Source organism: Veillonella sp. KGMB01456 (genome assembly GCF_023051165.1).
GTDB lineage: Bacteria > Bacillota > Negativicutes > Veillonellales > Veillonellaceae > Veillonella_A.
The window spans coordinates 68,290-93,284 of the sequence record NZ_JALKIG010000002.1; the positions used below are offsets into that span (position 1 = coordinate 68,290).

Below are 24,995 nucleotides of genomic sequence, written 5' to 3' on the forward strand. Positions count from 1 at the left end.
CAATTAAGGAGGTAATTATCATGTTAGTAGATTTTCATATGCATAGTACGGCGTCTGACGGTGTAATGCGTCCTTTGGATTTACGGGCGGCTAACAAGGCGGCGGGGATTAAAATGATGTCACTTACCGACCATGATACGATTGATGGTTTTATGACTATGTTGAAAGAGCCTGATTTAGATATTGCCGTTATTCCGGGCTGTGAGTTCAGCTCTACTTACAAAGACAAAGACGTTCATATCCTCGGTTATGCTTTTGACTACACGAATAAAGAATTGAATGATTATCTAACATTCTTCAAAGAATCACGTGAAAATCGTATTTTTAAAATGATTGATTTATTGGTTAAAGACGGTTACGATGTATCGGTAGAAGAATTTAAAGAAACATTTCCTAATGCCAGCTCCTTGGGACGTCCGCTGTTGGCACAACTTTTGATTAACAAAGGCTATTTAAAAACTGTTGATGAAGGGTTTGAAACTTTACTTCGAAGAGGAAGCCCTTACTATGTGCCTAAATTTAAGGCTGATCCGTTAGATGTAATTAATTTAATTCATGATGCCAATGGTTTAGCCGTTATGGCACATCCGAAATTAATTAAAAACGATGACTATGTTCAAGAACTGCTTCAATTACCATTTGATGGTATCGAAGTGTATCATATTATTCATAAAAAAGAAGATGAAGCTCGTTATCGTAAAATGGCTATTCTGCGTAAATTGTTAATTACGGGCGGTTCTGATTTCCACGGCATTGAAACGAAATTACCGAAAGCCATCGGTGATTATTTGATTCAGAGCGAAAGCGTAGCTGACTTTTTACATGTGCTGCAAGCACATTAAGCTAAGTTAACCGCCATTGGCCGTTGGTGAATTTAAAATTCAAAGTGAGAATATAGCAGAATTTTTAAAAGTTTTAGAATCACGTTAAGTACTGAGAAATCGGAGACAGCTATGGAAGTTATTGCTTTTGTAGGCCCAAGCGGTACAGGCAAAAGTCATCGTGCCCTTGTGGTTGCTCATGAAAATAATGCAGAATGCATCATTGATGATGGTATTTTGATTCACAACAATAAAATTGTAGCCGGCTTTTCCGCCAAAAAAGAAGCCAGTCGTCTAAAAGCGGTTCGTCGCGCTATTTTTCAGGACCCGGAACAAATTCGTTCGGTTAAGGAACAATTGGATATAATAAAACCGGCTCGTATTCTTATTTTGGGGACGTCCGAAAACATGGTTAGTAAAATTTCTACCGCCTTAGGTATCGGTAAGCCGTCCCGTTATATTCATATTGAAGACGTGGCATCTACCCGCGAGATTGAAAAAGCGCAAAATGCACGCCTGAAAGAAGGCAAGCATATTATTCCGGTACCGACGATGGAACTGAAACCTCATTTTAAAGGCTATTTGATTGACCCGATTAAATCTATTCTGCGCCGCACTCGTACGAATAAACCGAATGGCACCGGTGCGGAAGATTTTGAAAAATCAGTCATTCGTCCGGTATTCAGTTATTATGGTCGCTTAACTTTTTCAGACCAAGTCATTGAATCATTGATTAAAAACAGTCTCATCAAAGTGCCGGGCATTGCGGGCTGCGAAGATATTAAAATCAAAAAGACGACGAAGGGGACTAATGCGCTGAAACTTGAAATGGGCGTATCTATTTATCGCGGTCGTCCGGTGAAAAAAATAATGAGTGAAATGCACAAAGCTATCAGCAATGAAATTGAATACATTACAGGCATGTCGGTGGAGCGACTGGCCATTGTAGTGGATAATATGGTAGATCCTAAACGAGCCTAATACGTATAAAAGGTTTGAAATAATTTTACTAAATGTATATACGTAGTAAGATAAGTTAAGCAGTATAAGCTGTAAAGCAGTAGAAGAAGTAAGAAGTAAAAAGTAAAGAAATACAAGAAAGACATCTAAGGAGACGATATGAAGCAGTATTATATATTTACCTATGGTTGCCAAATGAACGAAAGTGATTCGGAGCGTTTGGCCCATCAGTTAGAAACAGCCGGTTATACAAATACAGAAAATTTTAAAGAAGCGGATTTGATTATTTTAAATACTTGTTGTGTACGTGAAACGGCAGAACATAAGATTTATGGTCGTATCGGTGAACTCAAGCATTTAAAAGAGAAGAATAAAAATTTAATCATCGCTATTACCGGTTGTATGGCTCAGAAAAACCAGGCGGATATGTTTAAACGAGCACCTCATATCGATATCGTATTGGGGACTCATAACTTGCGTCATATCAATGAAATGGTTGAAGAAGTACAACGCACGCATAAACATCAGATTAATATCGAAATGGATAATTCCGTGCTTCATGAATTGGAAGCGAAACCAATGGGGACATTCTCCGCTTGGGTGCCAATCATGAACGGTTGTAACAAGTTCTGTACCTATTGCATCGTACCTCATGTGCGCGGTCGCGAAATCAGCCGTCCCATCGCAGCGATTGTGGAAGATGTTAAAAAACTCGGCGCCAGCGGTCATAAGGAGATTACCTTGCTTGGCCAAAACGTTAACTCTTACGGCTTAGACTTCAAAGACGGGACGCATTTTGGCGACTTAATCGACGCCCTTGACGGGATTCCGGGGATTGAACGCATTCGGTACATGACGAGTCATCCGCAGGATATGAATAAAGAAATGATTGATGCACTCGGTCGTTCCTCGAACGTAGTTACGCAGCTTCATTTGCCGATTCAATCCGGCTCTAATCGCATTTTGCAGAAGATGAATCGCCGTTATACGGTTGAACATTATAAAGCGTTAATTGATTATTGTCGTGAAAAAATCGACGGTCTTACTTTGACAACAGACTTAATTGTTGGGTTCCCGGGGGAAACGGAAGAAGATTTTCAGGCAACTTTGCAATTATTAAAAGACATTCGCTATGACATGGCCTATACATTTATTTTCTCCAAACGCTCCGGCACGCCGGCAGCTACCATGGAAGACCAAGTTCCTGAAGAAGTAAAACGCGTACGTTTACAAGCTTTGATGGACGTGCAAAATGAAATCTCCTTGGAACTTAATAAGGAAATGGAAGGCAAAACCTATGAAATTATCGTGGAAGGCCCAAGCCGTAACGATGAGGACGTTTGGTTCGGCCGTACGTCCGGCAACAAGATGATTTTATTTCCTAAGGATGAATCCCTAGAGATTGGCCAAACCGTAAATGCGCGTGTTGACCGTGCGCAAACTTGGATTTTATACGGCACTATCATATAATTAAATTCTGACATAAATTATCATTAAATTTTGATATGAATTATCATTAAATTAATCAGACCTAAACAGCTTACTGTGTAAAGTTTTAGGGTCTGATTAATGACTTACTATACAGTGTTTTTAGAAAAGTGGAGGCGTCTATGAGCAAAAAACAAACGCCCATGATGGATCAGTATTTTTCCATAAAAGATAAATACAAAGAAGAGTTGCTGTTTTTCCGTCTCGGTGACTTTTATGAGCTCTTTTATGACGATGCTCTAACAGCCTCGCGAGAACTCAACATTACCCTTACCGGACGTAATTCCGGCGAAGCGGAGAAAGCGCCCATGTGTGGCGTGCCGTATCATGCAGCGGAAAGCTATATTGAAAAGTTAATAAAAAAAGGCTATAAGGTAGCGATTTGCGAGCAGGTGGAAGACCCCAAAGAAGCGAAGGGCATCGTTAAACGCGATGTAATTCGTGTGATTACGCCGGGCACGGTACTTACGGAAAACGGCACGGAAGCGCGTGAAAACAACTTCCTGGCGCTCTTCTACCGCACCGATGAGGCGTTAATTCAGATTTTTTGCGATGTTTCCACCGGTGAAGTGATATGGGATAGAATCAGTCATGGTCAGCGTCAAAACGCCATTCAGGATGCTTTGTCCATGTATCGTCCTTCGGAAATTGTTACCGTCGGCAGCCTGCCTTTGGGCAAAGAGTTACAGGATTTTATCGATGTTCAATTAGACAATGTAGCCTTATCGCCGTTTATGCCGAACTTACCGGTAGCTGATGTGCGCGAGCAGGGCATGATTCACTTTGCCGACGCCGGTTTATTGGAAGAAGATGTATTGGAAGGTTTGGGGTATTTATTGACCTATCTTTCCACCGTAATTAAAACTGATATTTCTCATATCAACTATATCCATCCGCTCCATATCGGCGATCGTATGGTGCTTGATACATCGAGCCTTCGTCATTTGGAAGTAACTCATAATCTTCGCGATGGCGGTGTTAAAGGTACCCTCTTACAGGTATTAGATAAAACCTTGACGCCGATGGGCGCTCGTCTTTTGAAACAATGGGTGGAAAGTCCGCTCATGGATATTCATCATATCGAACGACGTCAGCGTGCCATTACGGAATTGATTGCTAAACCTACGGAACAGGGACGCTTACGGGAATTGTTAAAACTGATTTTTGACTTTGAACGTATTTTGGCTCGTGTAGAGACCGGCTCCGTATCACCCCGTGATTTCACATCACTTCGTGAATCACTCCGTATTTTGCCTGACTTAGTACATATTGCCGGTGCTTTTGAAAGCACTTTACTGCAAGAAGTGGTGAGCCAGATAGACTGTCATGCCGATGTGTATGATTTATTAAATCGTGCTATTGCGGAACAACCGGCCCTTACTTTAAAAGACGGTCGCGTTATTCGCGATGGTTTTAATCAGGAATTGGATGATCTTCGCTCTATGGCGACAAATAGTCAGGAATGGCTACATCGCTTGGAAGAAGAAGCCCGTTCCAAAACCGGCATCCGCCTAAAAACCGGCTACAATAAAGTGTTTGGCTATTATTTTGAAGTATCTCATGCTAATGCAGCCGATGTACCGGATTATTTTATTCGTAAACAAACGTTGGCCAATGCGGAACGCTATATCACACCGGAACTTAAAGAGTTTGAAGTTAATATATTAAGCGCTAAGGACAAGATTATTTCCTTAGAGCAAAAGCTATATCAAGAACTTCGTGAAGCCGTTAAAGAAGCGGTAAAACCGATTCAGGCAACGGCTAGGGCTCTAGCTAATCTTGATGTTTTATCCGGTCTGGCTCAAGTGGCTTATGAAGAGAATTACATTTGCCCGACTATGACCATGAACGGCCAAATCACAATTCGTGACGGTCGTCATCCGGTTATTGAAAAATACTTGAAACGGGAAGTGTTTGTGCCGAATGATGTAACGCTAAATCACAGCGGCGAAGAATTCTTGCTCATTACAGGGCCTAACATGGCCGGTAAGTCCACGTATATGCGCCAGGTGGCGGTACTCATGATTATGGCGCAAATCGGTTCTTTCATTCCCGCTCGTGAAGCCGTTATTTCACCGGTTGATCGTATTTTTACCCGTGTGGGTGCCAGCGATGATATATCTACCGGTCAAAGTACATTCATGGTAGAAATGAAGGAAGTTGCGTATATTCTTAACAATGCAACATCCAATAGTTTGCTCATTCTTGATGAAATCGGTCGCGGTACCAGTACCTTTGACGGTCTCAGCATTGCGCAAGCCGTGGTGGAACATATTTGTAAACATATTCACGGTAAAACCTTGTTTGCAACGCACTATCATGAGCTTATTTGTTTGGAAGAACAGTATGAAAAACTTAAAAACTATACGGTAGCCGTTAAAGAAAAGGGGAAAGATGTTGTCTTCCTCCGTCGTATTGTACGGGGCGGTGCGGACCGCAGCTACGGTATTCATGTTGCCAAATTGGCAGGTCTGCCAAATTCCGTATTAAAACGGGCAGAAGTTATATTAGCTGCCTTAGAAGGCTCGGCCGTTGAAGAAGCCGCCACATCACGTGGTAACAGCGGTGCCGTGCGGGAAGCTCGCATGAGTACTTCCGGTGGTTCGCAAGAGGCTATGCCGTTGAACGGTGCAGGCGCTTCGGCTAACGCCGGTGCTGATAGTTTCGTCAATGAAAGTGGCAAGGGGAATGGAGCTAATGATACAACCTTTGCCATGCCGACTAATGCCAATTTATTCACTACGTCCGTATTGGATGATTTACTGGCGGTCGACGTAATGAGTTTGACGCCGATTGAAGCACTTAACGTACTCTATAAATTACAGGAAGAGGCCCGCAAGGGAGGTGGCCGTTAATGGCTCTGATTCATGTTCTTGATGAAGTTACAATCAACAAAATAGCGGCCGGAGAAGTAGTTGAAAGACCGGCTTCAGTTATTAAAGAGTTATTGGAAAACTCCCTCGATGCCGGCGCCACTTCCATTGAAGTCGAAATCGCCAACGGCGGGACTACGTATATGCGTGTTACCGATAACGGTTCAGGCATGACCGAAGAAGATGCGCGCTTGGCGGTTTTACGTCATGCTACCAGCAAGATTCGTTCGGTGGATGATTTATTTGATATTGCGTCCTTAGGCTTTCGCGGTGAAGCCTTGGCCAGTATTGCCTCCGTGTCACATTTCAGTTTAATCACCCGTAAAGTTGATCAGGAATTGGGCACACGCATCCTGATTGATGGCGGTAAATTTACCGATTGCCTGCCTTTTGGAGCGCAACCGGGCACGACCATTGAAGTGCGTGATTTATTTTACAATACACCGGCACGTCGTAAGTTTTTAAAAACGGATCGTACGGAAGCGGCTAAGATTCAGGATATCGTCGGCAAATTGGCCCTTAGCAATCCCCATGTGGCCTTTAAATTGATTAATAATGATACTGTGAGTATCGTCGTGCCGGGGAATAGTAATCTCGTCGATACAGTATCCGCTTTATACGGTTATAAAGTGAGTGATGATATTTTCCCCATTGCTTATGAATCGGAAGGCATTACGATTCATGGTGTGGTAAGTAAGCCGACCTTATTAAAAAGTAGTCGTATTTGGCAGACTGTAGTGGTTAATAATCGTGTTATCGGCGATAAAGCCATCACGAAAGCCATCGACAATGCGTATCATGCGTTGTTACCAAAGGGCGGCTATCCTTTGGTGTTGCTAACGATTACGGTACCACCGGGCACTGTTGATATTAATGTGCATCCGCGTAAGAGCGAAGTTAAATTCGAAGATGATAAGCCTGTATTTAAGGCCGTGTATCATGCGATTTTGCAAGCTTTACAAAATCCGATGCAGCAGATGGCCGGCCGTGATAATTCCGGCATGGACGGTTTAGAAGGTTTTGGTGGCGGCGATGACAGTATTACTACCGCCGTTAATTATGAAAAAGCCTTTACCAATCATGATTTGGCAAAAATCAATGATATTGACATCACTTCCGATGGTGGTTCGGCCATTAATCTTGAGTTTGATACGGTCGGTTTTAATGATGCCACAGCTAATCGAAGTAGTACCGGTCAAATAGGTAGTGTCAATTCCACCGGTTCGGCAGCTTATCCGTTCGCGGAAGTTTCTCAGCAGGCTCGTGAAAAAACAAATGAATTTGTGAATCGAATTCGCCGTGAAGGTTTTGAAGCGCCAACGCGGGCGACCTATGAACAAAGTTCTTGGATTGAGTCGGGCGATTTTAACGATGCTGTTGTGCCAAAAAGCTATACGGAAGAAGATAAAGAGAAATTCCGGCAGTTAGCTTCATCCCTACGGGGAAACGCCGGCTATGGTTCCGATGGCACAGGCGGTTACGGCGCTAATGGTGGCGTCGGTTATGCGTCCGATGGTGCAGTCGGATCGGGTTCCAATGATTCCGGTACAGCAGAAATGCCTTCAGGGGTAGATACTGCACTTGGAAGTACAGCAAATGGCAATAGTTTCAACGTCAATACGACCGGGCTCTTGCCATTGGGTCAGGTTGCGGCTTGTTATATTTTGGCAAAAAAAGGCGATAATCTGTATATCATTGACCAACATGCGGCGCATGAACGGATTCGTTATGACCAACTTTGTAAATCCGCTGAGGCTATTCCGATGCAGGAACTTTTGATTCCACAATATATTGAAGCCAATGAGGAAGAGTTAATTATTGCGGAAGAACAAAATAACACCCTTCTTAACTTAGGTTTCCAAGTTGTGCAAGGCGGACCTACTCAGTTAAAAATTGAAGGACTGCCTATCGATCTGGTGGAAAGCAAGGGCGAAGAAATCTTGCGCTATGTTTTTTCATTGTTAAAAGATTATCAGACGCCCACAAAAGCGCAACTTCGTCATGAAATGCTCGCTTATGCATCGTGCCGGGGGGCTATCAAAGCGGGTCATACCTTGAATACCTATCAGATGTCCGTTTTGATTGAGGAATTATTCCATACGGATAAACCGTATGTTTGCCCGCACGGTCGTCCGACGATTATAAAATTTACGCCGGAAGAATTGGGCAAATTATTCTTACGGAGTTAATGATGATTAGTGAAACATTGAATTGCGGAGCCATTGTGACGACGTCGCAAAAAGGTAAGGGTGATTTGATTCCCCGAGCTAAAGGGGCCGCCAAACTGCTTAGGATTCCTTATGTAGAGCGGAAGCGCTTGTCCTTGGCTAATTTACAAGCTAATCATAAAAATAAAGATATTTTAATCTTCAGTCAAAAGGGGCCGCAGCTTTTTACGGGCGAAGGTAAGGCTCATGAATTCCACCTATCTATGGCGCAACTTCGCCTCATCGCTTATGACAGAGGCGAAACCGATCATTTGGTGGAAGCTCTCGGCCCCGAAGCGATATCATCGTTTTTAGATTGTACGGCCGGTCTTGGCAGTGATAGTTTGGTGGTAGCCTATGCTAAACGGTCATGTAAAAAGATGGTAGCGCTTGAAGGTAATCCTTTACTGGCGTATATTACAAATTACGGCTTACGTCATTTTGTCCACGAAAATGACACTGTAACGGCAGCGCTGCGGCGTATTCAAGTTTGCGCCGTGCGATTTGAAACCTTTTTACAAAGGGCCAAAGACGATAGCTTTGATGTTGTCTATTTTGATCCTATGTTTGAAGTGCCCGTTACGGAAAGCCCACAGTTTTTAAGCTTGCGCGGCCATTTAGTGGAAAGCGTTTTTACCGAAGCAATATTACGCGAAGCGAAACGTGTAGCCAAAGAAAGAGTTATTGTAAAAGAACGACCATTCAGTTCGATTTTTCAAACTATGGAGCCTGATGAACTGTTAGGCGGTAAATATAGCCGCGTAGCCTATGGCGTCTATAAAGTAAAAGGGTAGCCGTGATTCGGTTTATATAATAAAACAGCTTGAATCTTACAAGATGGCTTACCAATAGTTTTCATAGGAAGGAGGTATCGTATGGAACAATTGATTACTATTTTAGGGCCTACGGCTGTGGGCAAAACCGATTTAACGTTGCGACTCGCAGAGAAACTTAATGGAATAGTTATTTCCGGCGATGCCTACCAAATTTATAAAGGCCTTGATATTGGTACAGCGAAACCGTCTCGTGAAGAACTCGAAGCGGTGCCGCATCGTTTGATTGATATTCGGTCTGCCGATGAATCGTATAGTGCCGCCGATTTTCAGGAAGAAGCACGTCGGGAAATTACAAAAGCTCATACAGAAGGCCATATGCCGATTCTGTCAGGTGGTACCGGTTTTTATGTACAATCCTTGTTGGAAGGCTTTGATTTTTCAGTGGAAGGACCGAATACAGGCATTCGTGAACGGCTCGATGAATTATGGCAAACAAAGGGCGATGAAGGTCTTTTGGTCTATGCCGAAGAATTAGCCAAAAAAGGCGGTATTGAGCTTCGCTTCACCGATAAACACCGCTTATTCCGTGCCATTGAATTGATGGAGCAGGGTAACTATGAGGCCTTGACTAATCAGACGAAAGCAGGCTTATCCTTTGAAGGTCCGGTTATCGGTTTGCGCCGTAATCGTGAGGAACTGTATGAACGAATTAATTTACGGGTCAACATCATGGTAGAGCAGGGCCTTTTTGAAGAAGTGGAAAGGCTCGTGGCGGCCGGTGTATCGCCTGATTGTCAGGCGTTTAAAGGCATCGGCTACAAAGAAGTGGTGGCATATTTTAACGGTGAATGCACCAAAGCCGAAGCCATCGCTGCCATACAGCAAAATACGCGCCGTTTTGCCAAACGTCAAATTACTTGGTATAAACGTATGCCTTATATAGTTTGGATTGATTGCGATAATGGTCGCAGCGGTGATTCGATTTTTGAAGAAGCGATGAGTTTAATTCAAAAATCGGGCATCATAGTATAAGTTGAATTTAATTTTTAAGTTAGGATGTTTTGAGATAATGAATTTAGATAGTATACGGGACGAAGCTTTGCGTATGGCAGAGCCTCAATTTAAACAGTTTGAACCAATTGCCTTGCACAATACTAAGAAGGTGTTGGAAGCCTTTAAAGAATGTCAGCTCAGTGATTATCACTTCAACGGCTCCAGCGGTTACGGTTATAATGACAGTGGTCGTGAAAAGTTGGACGAAGTGTTCGCACATGTGTTTAAAGCGGAAAAGGCCTTAGTACGTGCCCATTTCGTGTCGGGCACGCATGCTTTGGCAACGACGTTAATCGCATTGCTCGGCAGCGGTAAGCAAGGTAAAGAGTTTGTGTATGCTGTAGGCGCCCCGTATGATACGATGCAGTCTGTCATCGGTGTACCCCATCCTGTGCGCAATTCTTTAGTGGAACGGGGCTTTATTTATAAAGAAGTACCGCTAAAAGACAATACCTATGATTTGGACGGTATTGCCGAAGCCGTAACCGAAAATACCCGGGTAGTCGTAATTCAACGCTCGCGCGGTTACAGTACCCGTGAACCACTTTCCGTTACGGATATTGAAAAAATCTGTAAAGTAGTTAAAGCCAAGAATCCCGAAACAATTTGTTTCGTAGATAATTGTTATGGCGAATTTACCGAAATGTCGGAACCGCTTGAACACGGTGCCGATATCATGGCCGGTTCTCTAATTAAAAATGCCGGCGGCGGTATTGCTCCGACCGGTGGTTATGTAGCCGGTAAAGAATCGTTGGTTGAAGACGTGGCTTATGAATTGACCGCACCGGGCTTAGGTGACCACATGGGTTCCTATTCGCCGGGCTATCGCTTGTTCTTCCAAGGCTTATTCTTGGCACCTCATGTTGTGTTGCAGGCCTTGAAGGGGGCTGTATATACAGCAGCGGTGGGTACACTTCTTGGCTATGAAGTATTCCCTAAAGTGGATTCCCCTCGATTTGATTTAATTCAGGCAATTAATTTGCATAATGCGGATGAAATGGAGCAATTCTGCCGCGGTATGCAAGCTTACTCGCCGGTAGATGCTCATGTGCGTCCCGTACCGGGTGATATGCCGGGCTATACGGATCAAATTATCATGGCCGGCGGCACCTTTGTACAGGGTTCATCCATCGAACTCAGTGCGGACGGTCCGGTTCGTCCACCGTATACTATCTTCATGCAGGGCGGCCTTGTATTTGAACATTCAATGCTCGGTATTTTGGGCGCTGCGGAAGAAATCTTAGCTAATCGTAAAGCCGAGTAAGCTTTCAGAGCCTGTGAGGGTTATCCTTAAGTTTTAGTATAATTGTAAATTTAAGACGTAAAATAAGGCGTAATATAGGATGTAATGTGATTCCAAAAATCATAAGATTAAGATATCTCTATATATTACGCCTGTTTTATGGTATACTAACTGTTGCTTTAGTATAGTGATACTGCTAATTTTTATAATTGTGAGCTTCGGTTTTTATATGAATTAGCAATCATTTTAAAGCATTTGTGTATTTTATATTTTTATTGTCGGTATATACATATTCGGACTTTCACTCTGTATGATGTATTATTGAGTTTACCAGGTCAAGCGACCACAGAAGGAGAAAGCATGGAAAACGTTGTAGCAGTTGCAATGAGTGGGGGCGTAGACAGCTCCTTAACAGCGTCGATGCTGTTAGAACAAGGGTATAAGGTATTTGGGATTACCTTGCGTTTATGGGTAAGTGACACGGATCCTGATGATGTGCCACTCGCCGTAACGGACGCTAAGAAAATGTGTGATTTTCTTGGCATTGAGCATCATGTAGTCGATGCTCGAGATGTTTTTTACGATAATGTCGTAGATTATTTTGTTAATGAGTATGCCGCCGGGCGCACACCGAATCCTTGTGTATTCTGTAATAAAAATATAAAATTTGATTTGTTATTAAATCGTGCTCTTGAATTGGGCGCATCCCATATGGTAACCGGTCACTATGCACAAGTGCGTTATAATGAAGCAACGAAGCTCTATGAACTTCACAAAGGTGCGGATCCGTCCAAGGATCAGAGTTATGTATTGTATACCTTAAATCAGCACATTTTGAGCCATTTGATGTTCCCATTAGGTGCGCAGAAGAAGACATTGACTCGCGCCATGGCTAATGACCGTGATTTACCGGTAGCGAATAAGCCGGACAGCGAAGATATTTGTTTCTTGCCTAACCATAATTATCAGGGCTTTATTCAGAAGCAGTTATCTGAACCTGCTAAATCGGGCAATATTGTTCATGAAAATGGTGAGATTTTAGGCCGTCACAACGGTTTATTCAACTATACCATCGGCCAGCGTAAAGGTCTCGGTGTTGCCTATAAATATCCACTTTATGTAGTTCGTCTTGATGGTGAAAAGAATGAAGTCATTGTAGGACCGGACGAAAGTTTGTTTACAAACCGTATGATTTGTAAACATTACAATTTCTTATCCGGCATGATTCCTCAGGAATTACATGCATCCGGTAAGATTCGCTATGCAGCCGAACCTTCGCCATGTGTAGCCCGTATTCTTGATGATGAAACAATGGAAGTTATTTTTGAAAAGCCGCAACGCGCGATCACACCGGGCCAATCGGTAGCCTTCTATGAAGGAACTCAATTACTTGGCGGCGGTGTTATTGAAACTGTTTGCTAGTTTAAGCTAAAGCGGTAACTTAAGAAGCTGCTAACTAGTCAAGAAGCCTGTAACCGAGAGGGGTTACAGGCTTTCTCATTGCACTAATAGACGATATGCCATAGTAATGTTATAATATTATGATAGATTATATTATATGTATATAGTAAGCACACTTAAACTAGAATTATTCAATAATTTTAGTTCTTTTATATTGGTTTAGATTTATTGATTGCTCAACCGTTGCTCATCCTAAATTATTGAGAATGACGTGGTTAAGCTAACTATGAGGAGAATGGAACATGGTAACTGAACATATTCGCAATTTCTGCATTATTGCCCATATAGACCACGGGAAATCCACCTTGGCTGACCGTTTAATAGAAGCAACGGGAACGCTCACAAAGCGTGAAATGGAAGCTCAGGTGCTTGACTCCATGGACTTGGAAAGAGAACGTGGGATTACAATCAAAGCGCAATCCGTTCGTTTATTGCATACAGCTAAAGACGGCAAGCAGTACACCTTAAATTTAATTGACACTCCGGGTCATGTTGACTTCAGCTATGAAGTATCCCGTTCCTTGGCTGCCTGTGAAGGGGCTTTGCTTGTTGTGGATGCCGCGCAAGGCGTAGAAGCGCAAACCTTGGCTAATGTATATTTGGCATTGGAACATGACTTGGAAATTATTCCGGTTATTAACAAAATCGACTTACCGAGTGCCGACGTAGATCGAGTAAAAAAAGAAATTGAAGATATTATCGGTCTCGATGCATCCGATGCTATTTTGGCCAGTGCCAAGTCCGGTATTGGTATTCAAGATATCTTGGAAGCCATCGTAGAACGCATTCCGGCTCCGGAAGATAAATCCGATCAGCCGACCAGAGCCCTTATTTTTGACTCCCGCTTTGACTCTTACAAAGGTGCTATTGCCTATGTACGAGTTAAAGAAGGGTCCCTCAAAAAACGTGACATTATTCGCATGATGCACGATCAAAAAGACTTTGAAGTGACTGAACTCGGTGTTTTCACACCGAACTTGTTGCCGGTGGATGAATTAACTTGTGGCAGCGTAGGTTGCGTGGCCGCAAGCATTAAGAACGTAGGCGATTGTCATGTAGGCGATACCATTACGAAAGCGGATGATCCGGCGGCGGAACCGTTACCGGGCTATCGTAAAGCCGTATCCATGGTGTATTGTGGTCTCTATCCGACTGACAGTAAAGATTATGACAACCTCCGTGATGCCCTTGAAAAGCTGAATTTGAACGACGCGGCTCTCGAGTACGAACCGGAAACATCTATTGCCTTGGGCTTCGGTTTCCGTTGCGGCTTCCTCGGCCTCTTGCACATGGACGTTATTCAGGAACGTTTGGAACGGGAATACAATTTAACGTTAATTACGACGGCACCGAGCGTAAACTACAAAGTGCATAAAACAAACGGTGAGATTTTGGAAATCGACAATCCGTCCAAATTGCCGCCACCAACAGAAATTGACTTTATCGAAGAACCGTATGTTAAGGCTACGACCATCGTACCTAAGGACTTCGTCGGGGCCATTATGGAATTGTCCCAGGATAAACGCGGTGAATACCAATCCATGGAATATTTGGATGAAACTCGTGTTTCTATCGTATATCATTTGCCATTGGGCGAAATCATTTACGATTACTTCGATAAATTGAAATCCGCCACTAAGGGTTATGCATCCTTAGACTATGAACTCATCGGTTATCAGGCATCTCCGATGGTTAAAATGGATATTCTCTTGAATGGTGAACCGGTGGATGCGTTGAGTATCATCGTTCATAAAGATAGAGCGGCTACCCGCGGTCGTGCGTTGGCTGAAAAGCTTAAAGAATTGATTCCGCGTCAAATGTTTGAAATTCCGATTCAGGCAGCTGTCGGTAATAAAATCGTAGCTCGTGAAACGGTTAAAGCATGGCGTAAAGACGTTTTGGCTAAATGTTACGGCGGTGATATCAGTCGTAAACGTAAATTGTTGGAAAAACAAAAAGAAGGTAAGAAGCGTATGAAGGCAGTAGGTAGCGTAGAAATTCCGCAGGAAGCGTTCATGGCTATTCTTAAAGTTGATGACAAGTAAGGCAGTAAATGAGTTGGCAAGCCTAGATGGATTTTTAAGAATACAGGTTATACTGACTCTGCTGTTTGACTGATTTATATTAAAAAGATAAAGGAGATTGTGTATGGATTCCACATTCACACCCTCTTTTGCGACGTCTCGGGATATGGGGGTGTACCTTCATATCCCGTTTTGTCGTAAAAAATGTTCCTATTGTGACTTTGCCTCTTACGAAGGGTTAGAGGCGTATTACGATGATTATGTTGATGCCTTGTGCGATGAAATTAAACTATGGGCTTCGACGTATCCGGAAAGTGCCAAGATACCGGTGAATACCATCTACTTCGGTGGGGGTACGCCTACACAGTTATCCCTCAGTCAATTGGAGCAGATTTTAAATACCCTATATACCTATTATCCTTGTGATTCGGTGCGCGAATTATCCATGGAAGCTAATCCCGGTGAAATCGACATTGAATATTTAAAAGGGCTGAAATCTTTAGGCGTTACTCGTCTGAGCTACGGCGTACAGACCTTTGACGATAATTTGTTGCAGCTACTGAGACGTGGTCATAATGCGCATATGGCCAAACAAGCGATTACCGATGCACTGTCGGTAGGTTTTCAGTCGGTAAGCGGTGATTTGATTTATGCCTTACCGGGACAGACGTTAAAAGACATAAAGACCAATGTAGCAACATTGCTTAATTTAGGTGTCAGTCATATATCTATTTACGGCTTACAGTTGGAAGAGGGGACCAACCTTCATAAACAGGTGGAACTTGGTCAGCTCGATTTGCCATCGGATGATGAAAATGAAGCTATGTACGATTGTATGCTTGATGAATTGAAGGTTCATGGCTTCGAACGGTATGAAATTTCCAATTTTACCAACAATGGATCTTATAGCTATCATAATCTACGCTATTGGCAGTATAAAGAGTACTTGGCTTTTGGTGCCGGTGCCTATTCTTTTTATAAAGATGTACGGCGCAATAATGAACCGTATGTGGTGCCTTATATTAATCGGCTGCGCCAGAATTTATTGCCCATTGTATTCGAAGCGACTATCAGTGAAAACCGTGCGGTAGAGGACTTTTGTTTCTTAGCATTGCGGACCAAGTGGGGCCTTTCTGAAAAAGCTTTTAAAGAACGATTTAATGAGTCTGTTCAAGATATTTTCGGCGATGAAATAGTGCACTTAATAAAGCAAAGGTTATTGGTAGAAACCGAAGAAGGCTGGCGACTCACGCGTGACGGCGCTAAACACGGTAATTATGTGTTCAGTCAATTTATACGCTAAGTAAAAGGTGTAAAGGCTCTTAGAAGTTTTACGAAACTCAAGACTTTTAAGAGTCTTACATTCAGTATATGATTCTTAAATTGCAATATGAAATTTAAAATTTATATTGACAAACAGGTGAGAGTTTTAGTATTATGTAATCTGTAATGCACGGGGGTATAGCTCAGCTGGGAGAGCGCTTGAATGGCATTCAAGAGGTCAGCGGTTCGATCCCGCTTATCTCCACCACATTAGAAACCGCACAGAGGTGCGGTTTTTTTATTTTCATCTTTGCAGTTCAGATATTATTAAATTATTGATTAATATGATAAAATAATGAAAATGATTTTATATCATTATTTTTTATATTATTGTTTTAGCTGGGAGGTTGGAGAATGAAAAAGTTAGTGTTACTGTTAGTGGTTTTAGTGTTTGGCATCATTGTGGGTGGCTGTAGTAATTCGATAGATAGCTTAATCGGTGGGGACAAGAATGCCAATGTATTTACCGATCAGGGTTTAGCCAATAAGATTATGGATGACCTGAAGAATAGGCCGGAGTTGAAGGGCCATGATTTGAAAGCAATGGACGATATTTATCTGATGTATCATAAGGAAACCGGCATGACCGGCAGAATTGATGTGCAAAAACCGGGCACAACAGATCAGGTTGTTCGTTATGATTATAAGGACGGAAAATGGTCTGATCCGAAACCGCTCGAATTAATCGGTCCCGGTAAATTAGAAGAAAATCTGGGAGATTTAAACAGTATTGATTTTAATAAAGTAACAGATATCTATAAAGTCGCCGAAGAAAAAGCTAAGAGCATTGAAGGCGGTAAAGTAGAAGACGTTATATGGTACGATTATCGTATTAATCGGGGCGTTTTTGAAGCCACTATAAAAATAAACGGCACCAAGGAAAGATATGCATTAAGATTTGATGCGCAAGGCAATTTTATAAAGGAAATTAAAGAGTAAATTGCGGAGAGTAGTAGCCTCAGAGCTGCTACTCTTTTTCTGTAATATAATGGTTAAGGCGCGCATAATAGAGAGAAACAAATAATTAAATCATTAGAGTCGTTGCCGTAACTGACTTATTTATAGTTTTCATTGGTAATCTAACTTAACTTGTCATAGATATACATTCGTGGTATGCTTTTACTGTTATAAAATATGTTAAACTTATAAGGTTAGGAAGATAAAGTATGAAAGATTATGTAAATTTTGGCTGGCGAGCCTGCTTTGCCGGCATTATTTTTGATTTGTTAAGTTTATGTGCCGTATTCTTAGTGAGTAAAGGTATTTACGGATATGTAACGGGTGACAGATTCTACCTCGTTTCCGGTGTCGTATTGTTTGCGGTTATTACTATTGCAGGGCTCTTATGCCGCAATTTATATACTAAAGGACTGACAAAACGTTTTCCCGACACCAATGTATCCAACAGTGCCTTTCTTTTTGTTTTGTATGGTGTAGCTTTGACGATAGCCATTGTGTTGGGGATTATAGCCATGCTCATTATGGTTCTTTTGATGCAGGAAATGCAGTCGGGGCAGTTGGCCGACACCTATAACGGCATTAACATTTACGTTCTTTATATGGGGGCTTCCGCAGCTACATATTTTTATTTCCTTCTTTATACAACAGCCAGCGTCGAATATGTGTGGCGCCGCTTTTTACAAAAGAATCTCGCCTTATTGCAAACGGAAGCAGCCAAAGATACGGTGGATGCTTCCGATGTGGTAACGGCCATTATTGAGGCCGGTGAATCAGGTTTAGATAACAGTGGTCTAAAGAAACTGGGCGATGTGGATGATTTTAAAGAAAAAGTCCAAAGCGCCACCGGTAAAAAGGTTTATAACGCTGATTCCGATGTACATACTGCAGATGACGAAGCCATGGAAGTGGAAGGCTCTAAGAGCTCGATTTAATGCTTTTTTACGATTTAATCCCGGTTTAATTGAACCGGGATTTTTTTTAAAATTTTTTAGTCAGTTTAATCATAACTTTTAGTTATTTTGTGATATATGTCACAACTCGATAAAATAATAATATGATACAAATATAATAGTGAATTATAGGTAACGGCATACGATGTAAGGCTTGCCGATACAGTATCCGTTTGTATCGAATCGAGATACAACAATATACGTTTATTGTTAATCAAATGACTAAGGAGTACACATGAAAACATCCGTTATTTTACATTCTTTATTCAGTGAGTTTTCACGCGTCCAATTACATGCCATTATTGATTTGGCTGATAAATATAAGGGGAATTTCCGCATCGTAGCTACAGGCATTCAGATTTATGACATTACCAAGGAAGATAAGGCAGCTATTTTAGAACAATTGCCGGAAGGGGTTCAACAAGTTAAGCATGCGGCGGTTAATTCGGTGACCGCTTGTCGCGGTACGGACGGTTGTTCCCACGCCTTTATGCAGACGATTCCGGTAGCTAAATATATTGATGAACATCATTTCGGTGAAGATATGCCTAATAAACTTCGCATCGGTATCAGCGGTTGTCCCCGTTGTTGCGCCGAACCGATGATTAAAGATATCGGTTTATACGGCTTGCCGGACGGCTATGTGCTGGTGGCCGGCGGTAAAAGCGGTAATCGGCCTAAAGGCGGCGAAGTATTTGCCAAAAAACTAACGCCTGAAGAAGCACAAGACAAAATCGAGTTTTTATTACAATGGTACAAAGATAACGCTATGCCGAAAGAAAAATTCGATCATATGTTGGCCCGTTTGGGTAATCCCTTTGAAAACGCTGAAGTTGCGCCGCAGGTAGATGCTGAATAAAAGCAAACCGGTCTTTGAAATACACATGATTTAAAGTTATATAGCAATAAATTTATGAACTCTTTTAAGGTGGAATTACATTTCCCTTAAAAGAGTTTTTCTTTTTCCAAGACGATTGATGTATAATATGGATATGAAAAATAGCGTTTTTGGCTATTACTGTTTTACATGCATTAAGACGACTATATAGTGATATTATGGGGTTAAAGCAGAGTATCATTCTACATAGCCGGTGATTCGAGGACATTATGATATTAGGACCGAATTTTACACGTCGACCGTTAACGTGGCAAGAAAAAGTCAGGAATTCGCTGATGACGAATCCGCAACGCTTATTAGCTTTAAGCTTCGCCGTACTTATGTTGTTTGGAGGATATTTGCTGACTTTGCCATGGGCTACCCTTGACGGTAGCCGAACACCGTTTATTGATGCTCTTTTTGTGGCCGTATCCTGCGTGTCTGTAACGGGGCTTACGACGGTAGATACGTTTCACCATTGGAGTATTTTCGGACAGACTATAATGATTTTGCTGATTCAAATCGGCGGTTTGGGGACGATGACCTTTACAACGTTTATCTTTATAGTACTGAGACGCCGTGTAGGGCTGGAGAATAAATTATTACTTCAAGAAGATATTGGGCAAGATAATATTTCGGTGCAAACTGTGCTTAAACAAATTGCCATTCTCACATTTGGCTTTGAATTTATCGGCGGGGTAGCCTATACGTTAGATTTATATCCTTATTTAGGGTATAGCGCTATATATTACGGCTTTTACCAGGCTATTTCTACATTTTGTAACGCCGGCTTTGTGTTTTTTGACAATGATTTGCCTTATAAAATGGTAGGTGATTGGGGCTTTACGCTGATAACTTGCAGCCTTATCCTTATTGGCGGCTTTGGTTACATGGCGTCCTTCGATATTTGGAACAATCGCCAACGGGGATTCGCTCAATTAACATTGCATACGAAAGTGATGCTTGTTGGTGAATTGATTCTCGTTGTAGCCGGTACACTTAGTATTCTTGGCTTGGAATGGACGCAAACATTAGCCGGATTACCGTTCACAACTAAAATTCAAGGCGCTTTGTTTCAAGCCATAACGCCGCGCACGGCCGGTATTCCGACGTTGAATTACGCGGATTTGCATCCCATTACGGTTTTTATTACGGTGGTACTCATGTTTATCGGGGCCGGGCCAAACTCGACCGGTGGCGGTATAAAAATCAGTACCATGGCTGTATTATGGGCCACATCACGTTCGTTGTTCACTAATACACGACGTGTCGAAATCTTTGAGCGAAGCTTAAGTCAGAGCGTTATTTATAAGGCCGTGGGCATTGTATTCTTTTCATCCATGCTCGTTGTGCTGGCTACTTTTGTCTTGGCCGGTGTAGAATCATTTCCGTTCTTGGATTTATTATTTGAAGTGACCTCCGCTTTTGCTACGGTAGGCCTTACCATAGGGATTACGCCGGAGCTGTCAACCATCAGTAAGCTAACGTTGATTATCGTGATGTATACAGGCCGTATCGGTGTGCTTACTTTGATTGGCGCCTTTTTCTTAAAACGTCGTGCCACGACTACGGCATACTATCCGGAAGATAATGTGTTGCTATAGTTTAGCTGGTTATTATTGATGGAAGATGTAGCTTTTTATTTTTTCATAAAACAGAGGTAATAATATGAAGCGTAAAACAATCGGTATTATAGGTCTTGGCCGTTTTGGCGGCACTTTGGCAAAACAGGTAGCGGCTATGGGGCATGAAGTAGTAGGTATTGATATTGAAGAGGGGTTGGTACAAAAACTGGCGCCCTATTTGACGCACAGTATCGTAGCCGATTTCAGTGATGAAGATACGATTCGTCAGTTAAATTTACAGGAATTGGACGTAGTTGTTATTGCCATTGGAGATAATTTAAAAGCTAAATTATTGTCCGCCATGGTACTCAAGGAATTACATGCGCCGTACATCGTGGCGAAAGCATCTACCGAAATGGAAAGTAAATTACTGGAGAAGGTAGGGGCCGATTTGATCATTTTCCCGGAAATGGATATGGCCGAACGAGTGGCTCAAATGTTGACTCGTGAAAATATTGTAGACTATTTCCAGCTATCCCAGGACATCGGCTTGGTGGAAATGGGGATTCCTTCATTCATGATTGGTCACACTTTGACTGAATTGGATATTCGTAAGAAATATAATGTAAATATTGTGGCCGTAAAACGTGATAAAAATGTCATTGCACCGCCAAACCCGAATAATCCGTTACAAGATGAGGATATGTTGATTGTTATCGGTCGTAATGAAGATATTACTAAGCTTAGTCAATAATTTTTGGCGGTTGTTTTACGGGGTATTTGAAGTATATTGGATTTTCTCAAAAATAATCTGAAAATGAGATATGACTAAAGTTAGTAATGCATTCTTTTTGAAGGGGCAATATACTGATTATGCATGCTATGTACACTACTCGTTGACAAAGAGTAACATTAAACATATAATTCAAGTAGAGAAAAAAGGGGCATCCACGGTGTGGAGAGCCCCTTTAGTTGTGTAATAGCGAAAGAGAAAAGTTTTTATGTAGTGGACTTGATAAGAATCAGTTCGGAGCAGGTGGGATTCTTGGTTGATTGTAGGCAGCTAACGAAATTTCCTTAGGTAAATCTTTTAATTATCTTTATTTTTTCACTTTTGTATTTCTGTTTTATTTATCTAAGGAGATGATTTTATGGCATCAAATGAGCATCACAATGAGGTTCGTCCGATTATGGATCCAACCAAAAATTATGAGGAAATTAACAGTTATGTTATTTTCTGGGGGCTCTTCTTTGCCGCGTTATTTGCCTTGGCCGTTGGCTATTTATGCTTAAAAATCGGCCAGACCGTAGATGCGTTTGCACCGGTATCAATTCTATCCATGGGGATGGCGGTTTTATTCAAACGTAAAAATGCTTTCCCGGAAACCGTTCATATTCAGGCCATTGCCAGCTCCGGTACTAACGTACTGGCAGGGGTAATGTTCATTTTACCGGCTCTTTTTATTCTTGATATTCATACTGTATCGGTTTTCCAAATGATTGTGCCTATCGTGTTAGGCGGTTTATTGGGGGTATTCCTTTGCGTATTCTTCCGTCAGTATTTCTGTGAAGAAATGCATCATGCCTATCCGTTCCCAAGTGGCCGTGCCGCTGCCGAAGTATTGAGCAGTAATGATGGCGGTAAGGCTAAACTCATGGCGCTTAGCGGTTTATTGGGTTTAGGCTATGATTTCGTATTAAACTCCCTTGGTTGGTGGCGTGAAGTTTTCTCCACTACCACATTCCGTTGGGGCCAAGTATTCCAGCAGAACAGTAAAATGCACTTATCTTTAGACAGTGACATTGCTTTATTAGGTTTAGGTTATTTTACCGGTATCCGTTATGGTTCTATTATTGCCGCCGGGTCTTTCTTTGCCTGGTTCGTAATGGTTCCATTGTTCTTCTTCATCGGTGGCGATCACATCATGATGGTAGGGGGCAAAGAAATCTTACTTGCCGATGCTTCCACCGGTGATGTATTTAAGACTTATGTGCGCCATATCGGTATTGGTATGCTTGCCATGGCCGGTGTTATCGGCTTATTGACCATGTCCAATGTAGTAAGCAAAATTATGAAACGCGCCATCGTTGATATGTTCAGCCGTGGTAAAACTACGACAGTTAACGTATTGCGTACGCAGATTGATTTGCCTTCTTCCGTATTGGGCTTAGGTATTGTATTAACAACAGTTTTATTCTCTATTTTCTTCCATATTTATTATGCTGATACATTCCTACAAACAGTGTTGGCATTCTTCATCGTTTTGATTTTATCTTTCTTATTGTCTGTAGTAGGTATCAGTTCTATCGCCTTTACCGGTAATGAACCGGTATCGGGCATGACAATTTTCATGATTTTAATTAGTGCCGTTATCATGACCAGTGTTGGTATGGGCGGTACAACCGGTATCATTGCTATCTTGATGATGGCTGCGTTCTTAGCAACAACTATCGGTGTAGCGGGTAACTTCATGTCTGAATTGAAAGTTGCACACTTAACCGGTGCTACACCTGCCAAAATGCAATTATGGCAATTAGTCGGCGTTGTAATCGCCGGTATTGTATGCGTAGGCGTTTTAATCTTGCTTAACAATGCATACGGTTTCGTAGGCGACGGTGCTTTAAATGCGCCACAAGCTAATGCTATGGCCGCTATTGTTGAACCGTTGATGACCGGCGGCAGTGCTCAATGGGAATTATATATTCTTGGCGCTATTTTTGCCGTATTACTTTGGATGATTGGTGTTCCGCCATTGGCCTTTGCCCTCGGTGCATACTTACCAATGGAAATCAATACGCCAATCTTAGTGGGCGGTTTCATTTCTTATTTGGTTAAACGCAGCAGCAAAGATGAAGCTGAAAGTGAAGCACGCGTAGCTGAAGGCGGTACCGTAGCTTCCGGTTTCGTAGCCGGTGGTGCCATTGGTTCCTTAATCAGTGCGGTTCTTAAAATCGCCGGTGTTGATTGGTTCTTGGATGCGTGGGAAAAAACACCGGAAGCAACATACCTTGGTATTGTGATTTATCTTGCTTTGTGCGTAATGATTTATAAAATTGCTACCCGTAAACGCGCTGCTAACTAATTACGGCGATGTAACGGTTGATGAGTCATCGTAATCGAGTAGCCAACTAATTGCTGCCGATGTGACCGGTGATGAGTCATTTTGTAAAATGACCGGTGATTTATAAGTTAATTTAAAAAGTTTTACATAAGGGCTTTTAAAGGTCAATGATCTTTAAAGGCCCTTTGATTTTTTGACTAAACAGTAAATAAGCGAGTTTTTACGAAATCTGTATGAAATATTTGCTTGACATTTTGACGTTTTATGATAACATTATAGCTGTGATTAGCACTCGATGTTAATGAGTGCTAACAATGAGGTGTGAATATGGATGAACGTAAACAGCGCATCTTACACGCTATCATACAGGACTACATAAAGTCGGCTGAACCGGTCGGTTCGAGGACTCTGGCGAAGAATTATAATTTGGGCGTCAGCCCGGCCACGGTCCGCAATGAAATGGCCGATTTGGAAGACCTGGGCTTTTTGGAACAACCGCATACATCAGCGGGTCGTATTCCATCAGCCAAGGGTTACCGCTTTTATGTAGACGCTATGTTGCATTCGAACGGCACAGAGCGCGAAGATGCAGAAAAAATCAATAAAATATGGCAAGAAAAACCGGCTAACTTTGAAGATTTCTTCTTAAATGTAGCCAAACTGATTTCACAAATCAGTCATAACATGAGTTTATTCCTAGCGCCGGCTCATGACACGTCGGTGTTGAAATTTATTCATGTCTTACCGATTGGTGAAAACAGAGCTATCATGGTTGTTGTAACCGACCAAGGTGCTTTGGATAATGAGCCGATGTATTTCAAAGAGGCTGTGGCCGATGATGTTTTGGCAAGTATGGCAATTCGCATGACAAATGCGTTAAAGGATGTTCGCTTGTCGAGCATGACCTTACAGAACTTGGAGGCAACAGTTCAGCTTATTGAAGGGCCGCGAGCGGTATTACTTATACTGGCAGAGGCTTTGTATCGCGCCATTGCCAAACGTAAACTGTTCTACTCGGTTGGTACGACCGAGCTGTTGGAACAACCGGAATTCAAGGACATCAAGAAGGTTCAACCGATTCTGTCGATGTTGGAAGAACAAGATCAACTGAATCAGCTCTTGGCGGCGTCTAAGAAGAACGGTATCGGCATTACCATCGGCAGTGAAAATCAGGCGGAACCGCTTAAAGATTTAAGCGTTATTCAAGCTGATTTCGGTGATAAAGATGAGCGTATCGGTACGTTGGCTATATTAGGACCTACTCGTATGGAGTATGGCCGAATCATTGGTATTTTATCGTATATGCAAGATTTTATGCGTGCATTAGCGGAAAATAACAATAGAAAGTAATG

General features: G+C 42.2%; 18 protein-coding genes and 1 tRNA gene. All 19 read left to right on the forward strand.

What is annotated here, in order from left to right; all coding sequences use genetic code 11:
* Positions 1 to 20 precede the first annotated feature (20 nt).
* The 19 genes from MXE28_RS00920 to hrcA all read left to right on the forward strand — a co-directional run bounded on the left by MXE28_RS00920 (position 21) and on the right by hrcA (position 24,993).
* A complete protein-coding gene (locus MXE28_RS00920) occupies positions 21 to 842 on the forward strand; it encodes a PHP domain-containing protein (RefSeq protein WP_247239714.1) in 822 nt (273 codons plus the stop codon).
* Positions 843 to 953: 111 nt separating this feature from the next.
* The gene (locus MXE28_RS00925) at positions 954 to 1,802 is read left to right on the forward strand and encodes a hypothetical protein (protein ID WP_021841019.1); all 849 of its coding nucleotides are present in this window, start codon (positions 954 to 956) and stop codon (positions 1,800 to 1,802) included.
* Positions 1,803 to 1,940: 138 nt separating this feature from the next.
* A complete protein-coding gene (gene miaB, locus MXE28_RS00930) occupies positions 1,941 to 3,251 on the forward strand; it encodes a tRNA (N6-isopentenyl adenosine(37)-C2)-methylthiotransferase MiaB (RefSeq protein WP_156705684.1) in 1,311 nt (436 codons plus the stop codon).
* Between the two features lie 140 nt (positions 3,252 to 3,391).
* A complete protein-coding gene (gene mutS, locus MXE28_RS00935) occupies positions 3,392 to 6,124 on the forward strand; it encodes a DNA mismatch repair protein MutS (RefSeq protein ID WP_021841017.1) in 2,733 nt (910 codons plus the stop codon).
* Entirely contained in the window at positions 6,124 to 8,331 is a 2,208-nt protein-coding gene (gene mutL / locus MXE28_RS00940) for a DNA mismatch repair endonuclease MutL (RefSeq protein WP_021841016.1), read from the forward strand. Before mutS ends, mutL begins: the two co-directional genes overlap by 1 nt.
* Positions 8,332 to 8,333: 2 nt before the next feature.
* Positions 8,334 to 9,143: a class I SAM-dependent methyltransferase gene (locus MXE28_RS00945; RefSeq protein ID WP_021841015.1), complete on the forward strand. Its 810-nt coding sequence runs from the start codon at positions 8,334 to 8,336 to the stop codon at positions 9,141 to 9,143.
* Between the two features lie 81 nt (positions 9,144 to 9,224).
* The gene (gene miaA, locus MXE28_RS00950; protein ID WP_021841014.1) at positions 9,225 to 10,157 is read left to right on the forward strand and encodes a tRNA (adenosine(37)-N6)-dimethylallyltransferase MiaA; all 933 of its coding nucleotides are present in this window, start codon (positions 9,225 to 9,227) and stop codon (positions 10,155 to 10,157) included.
* A 37-nt stretch (positions 10,158 to 10,194) separates the two neighbouring features.
* Positions 10,195 to 11,442, forward strand: a complete 1,248-nt coding sequence (locus tag MXE28_RS00955; RefSeq protein WP_021841013.1) for a methionine gamma-lyase family protein — start codon at positions 10,195 to 10,197, stop codon at positions 11,440 to 11,442.
* A gap of 339 nt (positions 11,443 to 11,781) precedes the next feature.
* On the forward strand, positions 11,782 to 12,843 hold the full coding sequence (mnmA, locus tag MXE28_RS00960) for a tRNA 2-thiouridine(34) synthase MnmA (protein ID WP_021841012.1): 1,062 nt from the start codon (positions 11,782 to 11,784) through the stop codon (positions 12,841 to 12,843).
* Positions 12,844 to 13,124: 281 nt separating this feature from the next.
* The gene (gene lepA, locus MXE28_RS00965; protein WP_021841011.1) at positions 13,125 to 14,927 is read left to right on the forward strand and encodes a translation elongation factor 4; all 1,803 of its coding nucleotides are present in this window, start codon (positions 13,125 to 13,127) and stop codon (positions 14,925 to 14,927) included.
* Between the two features lie 103 nt (positions 14,928 to 15,030).
* Entirely contained in the window at positions 15,031 to 16,209 is a 1,179-nt protein-coding gene (gene hemW / locus MXE28_RS00970) for a radical SAM family heme chaperone HemW (RefSeq protein ID WP_021841010.1), read from the forward strand.
* 152 nt (positions 16,210 to 16,361) lie between these two features.
* A tRNA-Ala gene (locus MXE28_RS00975) sits at positions 16,362 to 16,437 on the forward strand.
* A gap of 146 nt (positions 16,438 to 16,583) precedes the next feature.
* On the forward strand, positions 16,584 to 17,168 hold the full coding sequence (locus MXE28_RS00980; protein ID WP_021841009.1) for a hypothetical protein: 585 nt from the start codon (positions 16,584 to 16,586) through the stop codon (positions 17,166 to 17,168).
* A gap of 227 nt (positions 17,169 to 17,395) precedes the next feature.
* The gene (locus tag MXE28_RS00985) at positions 17,396 to 18,121 is read left to right on the forward strand and encodes a hypothetical protein (protein ID WP_021841008.1); all 726 of its coding nucleotides are present in this window, start codon (positions 17,396 to 17,398) and stop codon (positions 18,119 to 18,121) included.
* A 253-nt stretch (positions 18,122 to 18,374) separates the two neighbouring features.
* A complete protein-coding gene (locus MXE28_RS00990; RefSeq protein WP_021842072.1) occupies positions 18,375 to 18,998 on the forward strand; it encodes a nitrate/sulfite reductase in 624 nt (207 codons plus the stop codon).
* A 248-nt stretch (positions 18,999 to 19,246) separates the two neighbouring features.
* A complete protein-coding gene (locus tag MXE28_RS00995) occupies positions 19,247 to 20,620 on the forward strand; it encodes a potassium transporter TrkG (RefSeq protein ID WP_021842073.1) in 1,374 nt (457 codons plus the stop codon).
* A 64-nt stretch (positions 20,621 to 20,684) separates the two neighbouring features.
* Complete coding sequence (locus MXE28_RS01000) at positions 20,685 to 21,335, forward strand: TrkA family potassium uptake protein (protein WP_021842074.1); 651 nt, start codon at positions 20,685 to 20,687, stop codon at positions 21,333 to 21,335.
* Between the two features lie 397 nt (positions 21,336 to 21,732).
* On the forward strand, positions 21,733 to 23,664 hold the full coding sequence (locus MXE28_RS01005) for an oligopeptide transporter, OPT family (protein ID WP_021842075.1): 1,932 nt from the start codon (positions 21,733 to 21,735) through the stop codon (positions 23,662 to 23,664).
* A 306-nt stretch (positions 23,665 to 23,970) separates the two neighbouring features.
* The gene (gene hrcA / locus MXE28_RS01010; protein ID WP_247239715.1) at positions 23,971 to 24,993 is read left to right on the forward strand and encodes a heat-inducible transcriptional repressor HrcA; all 1,023 of its coding nucleotides are present in this window, start codon (positions 23,971 to 23,973) and stop codon (positions 24,991 to 24,993) included.
* The last annotated feature ends 2 nt before the right edge of the window (positions 24,994 to 24,995 follow it).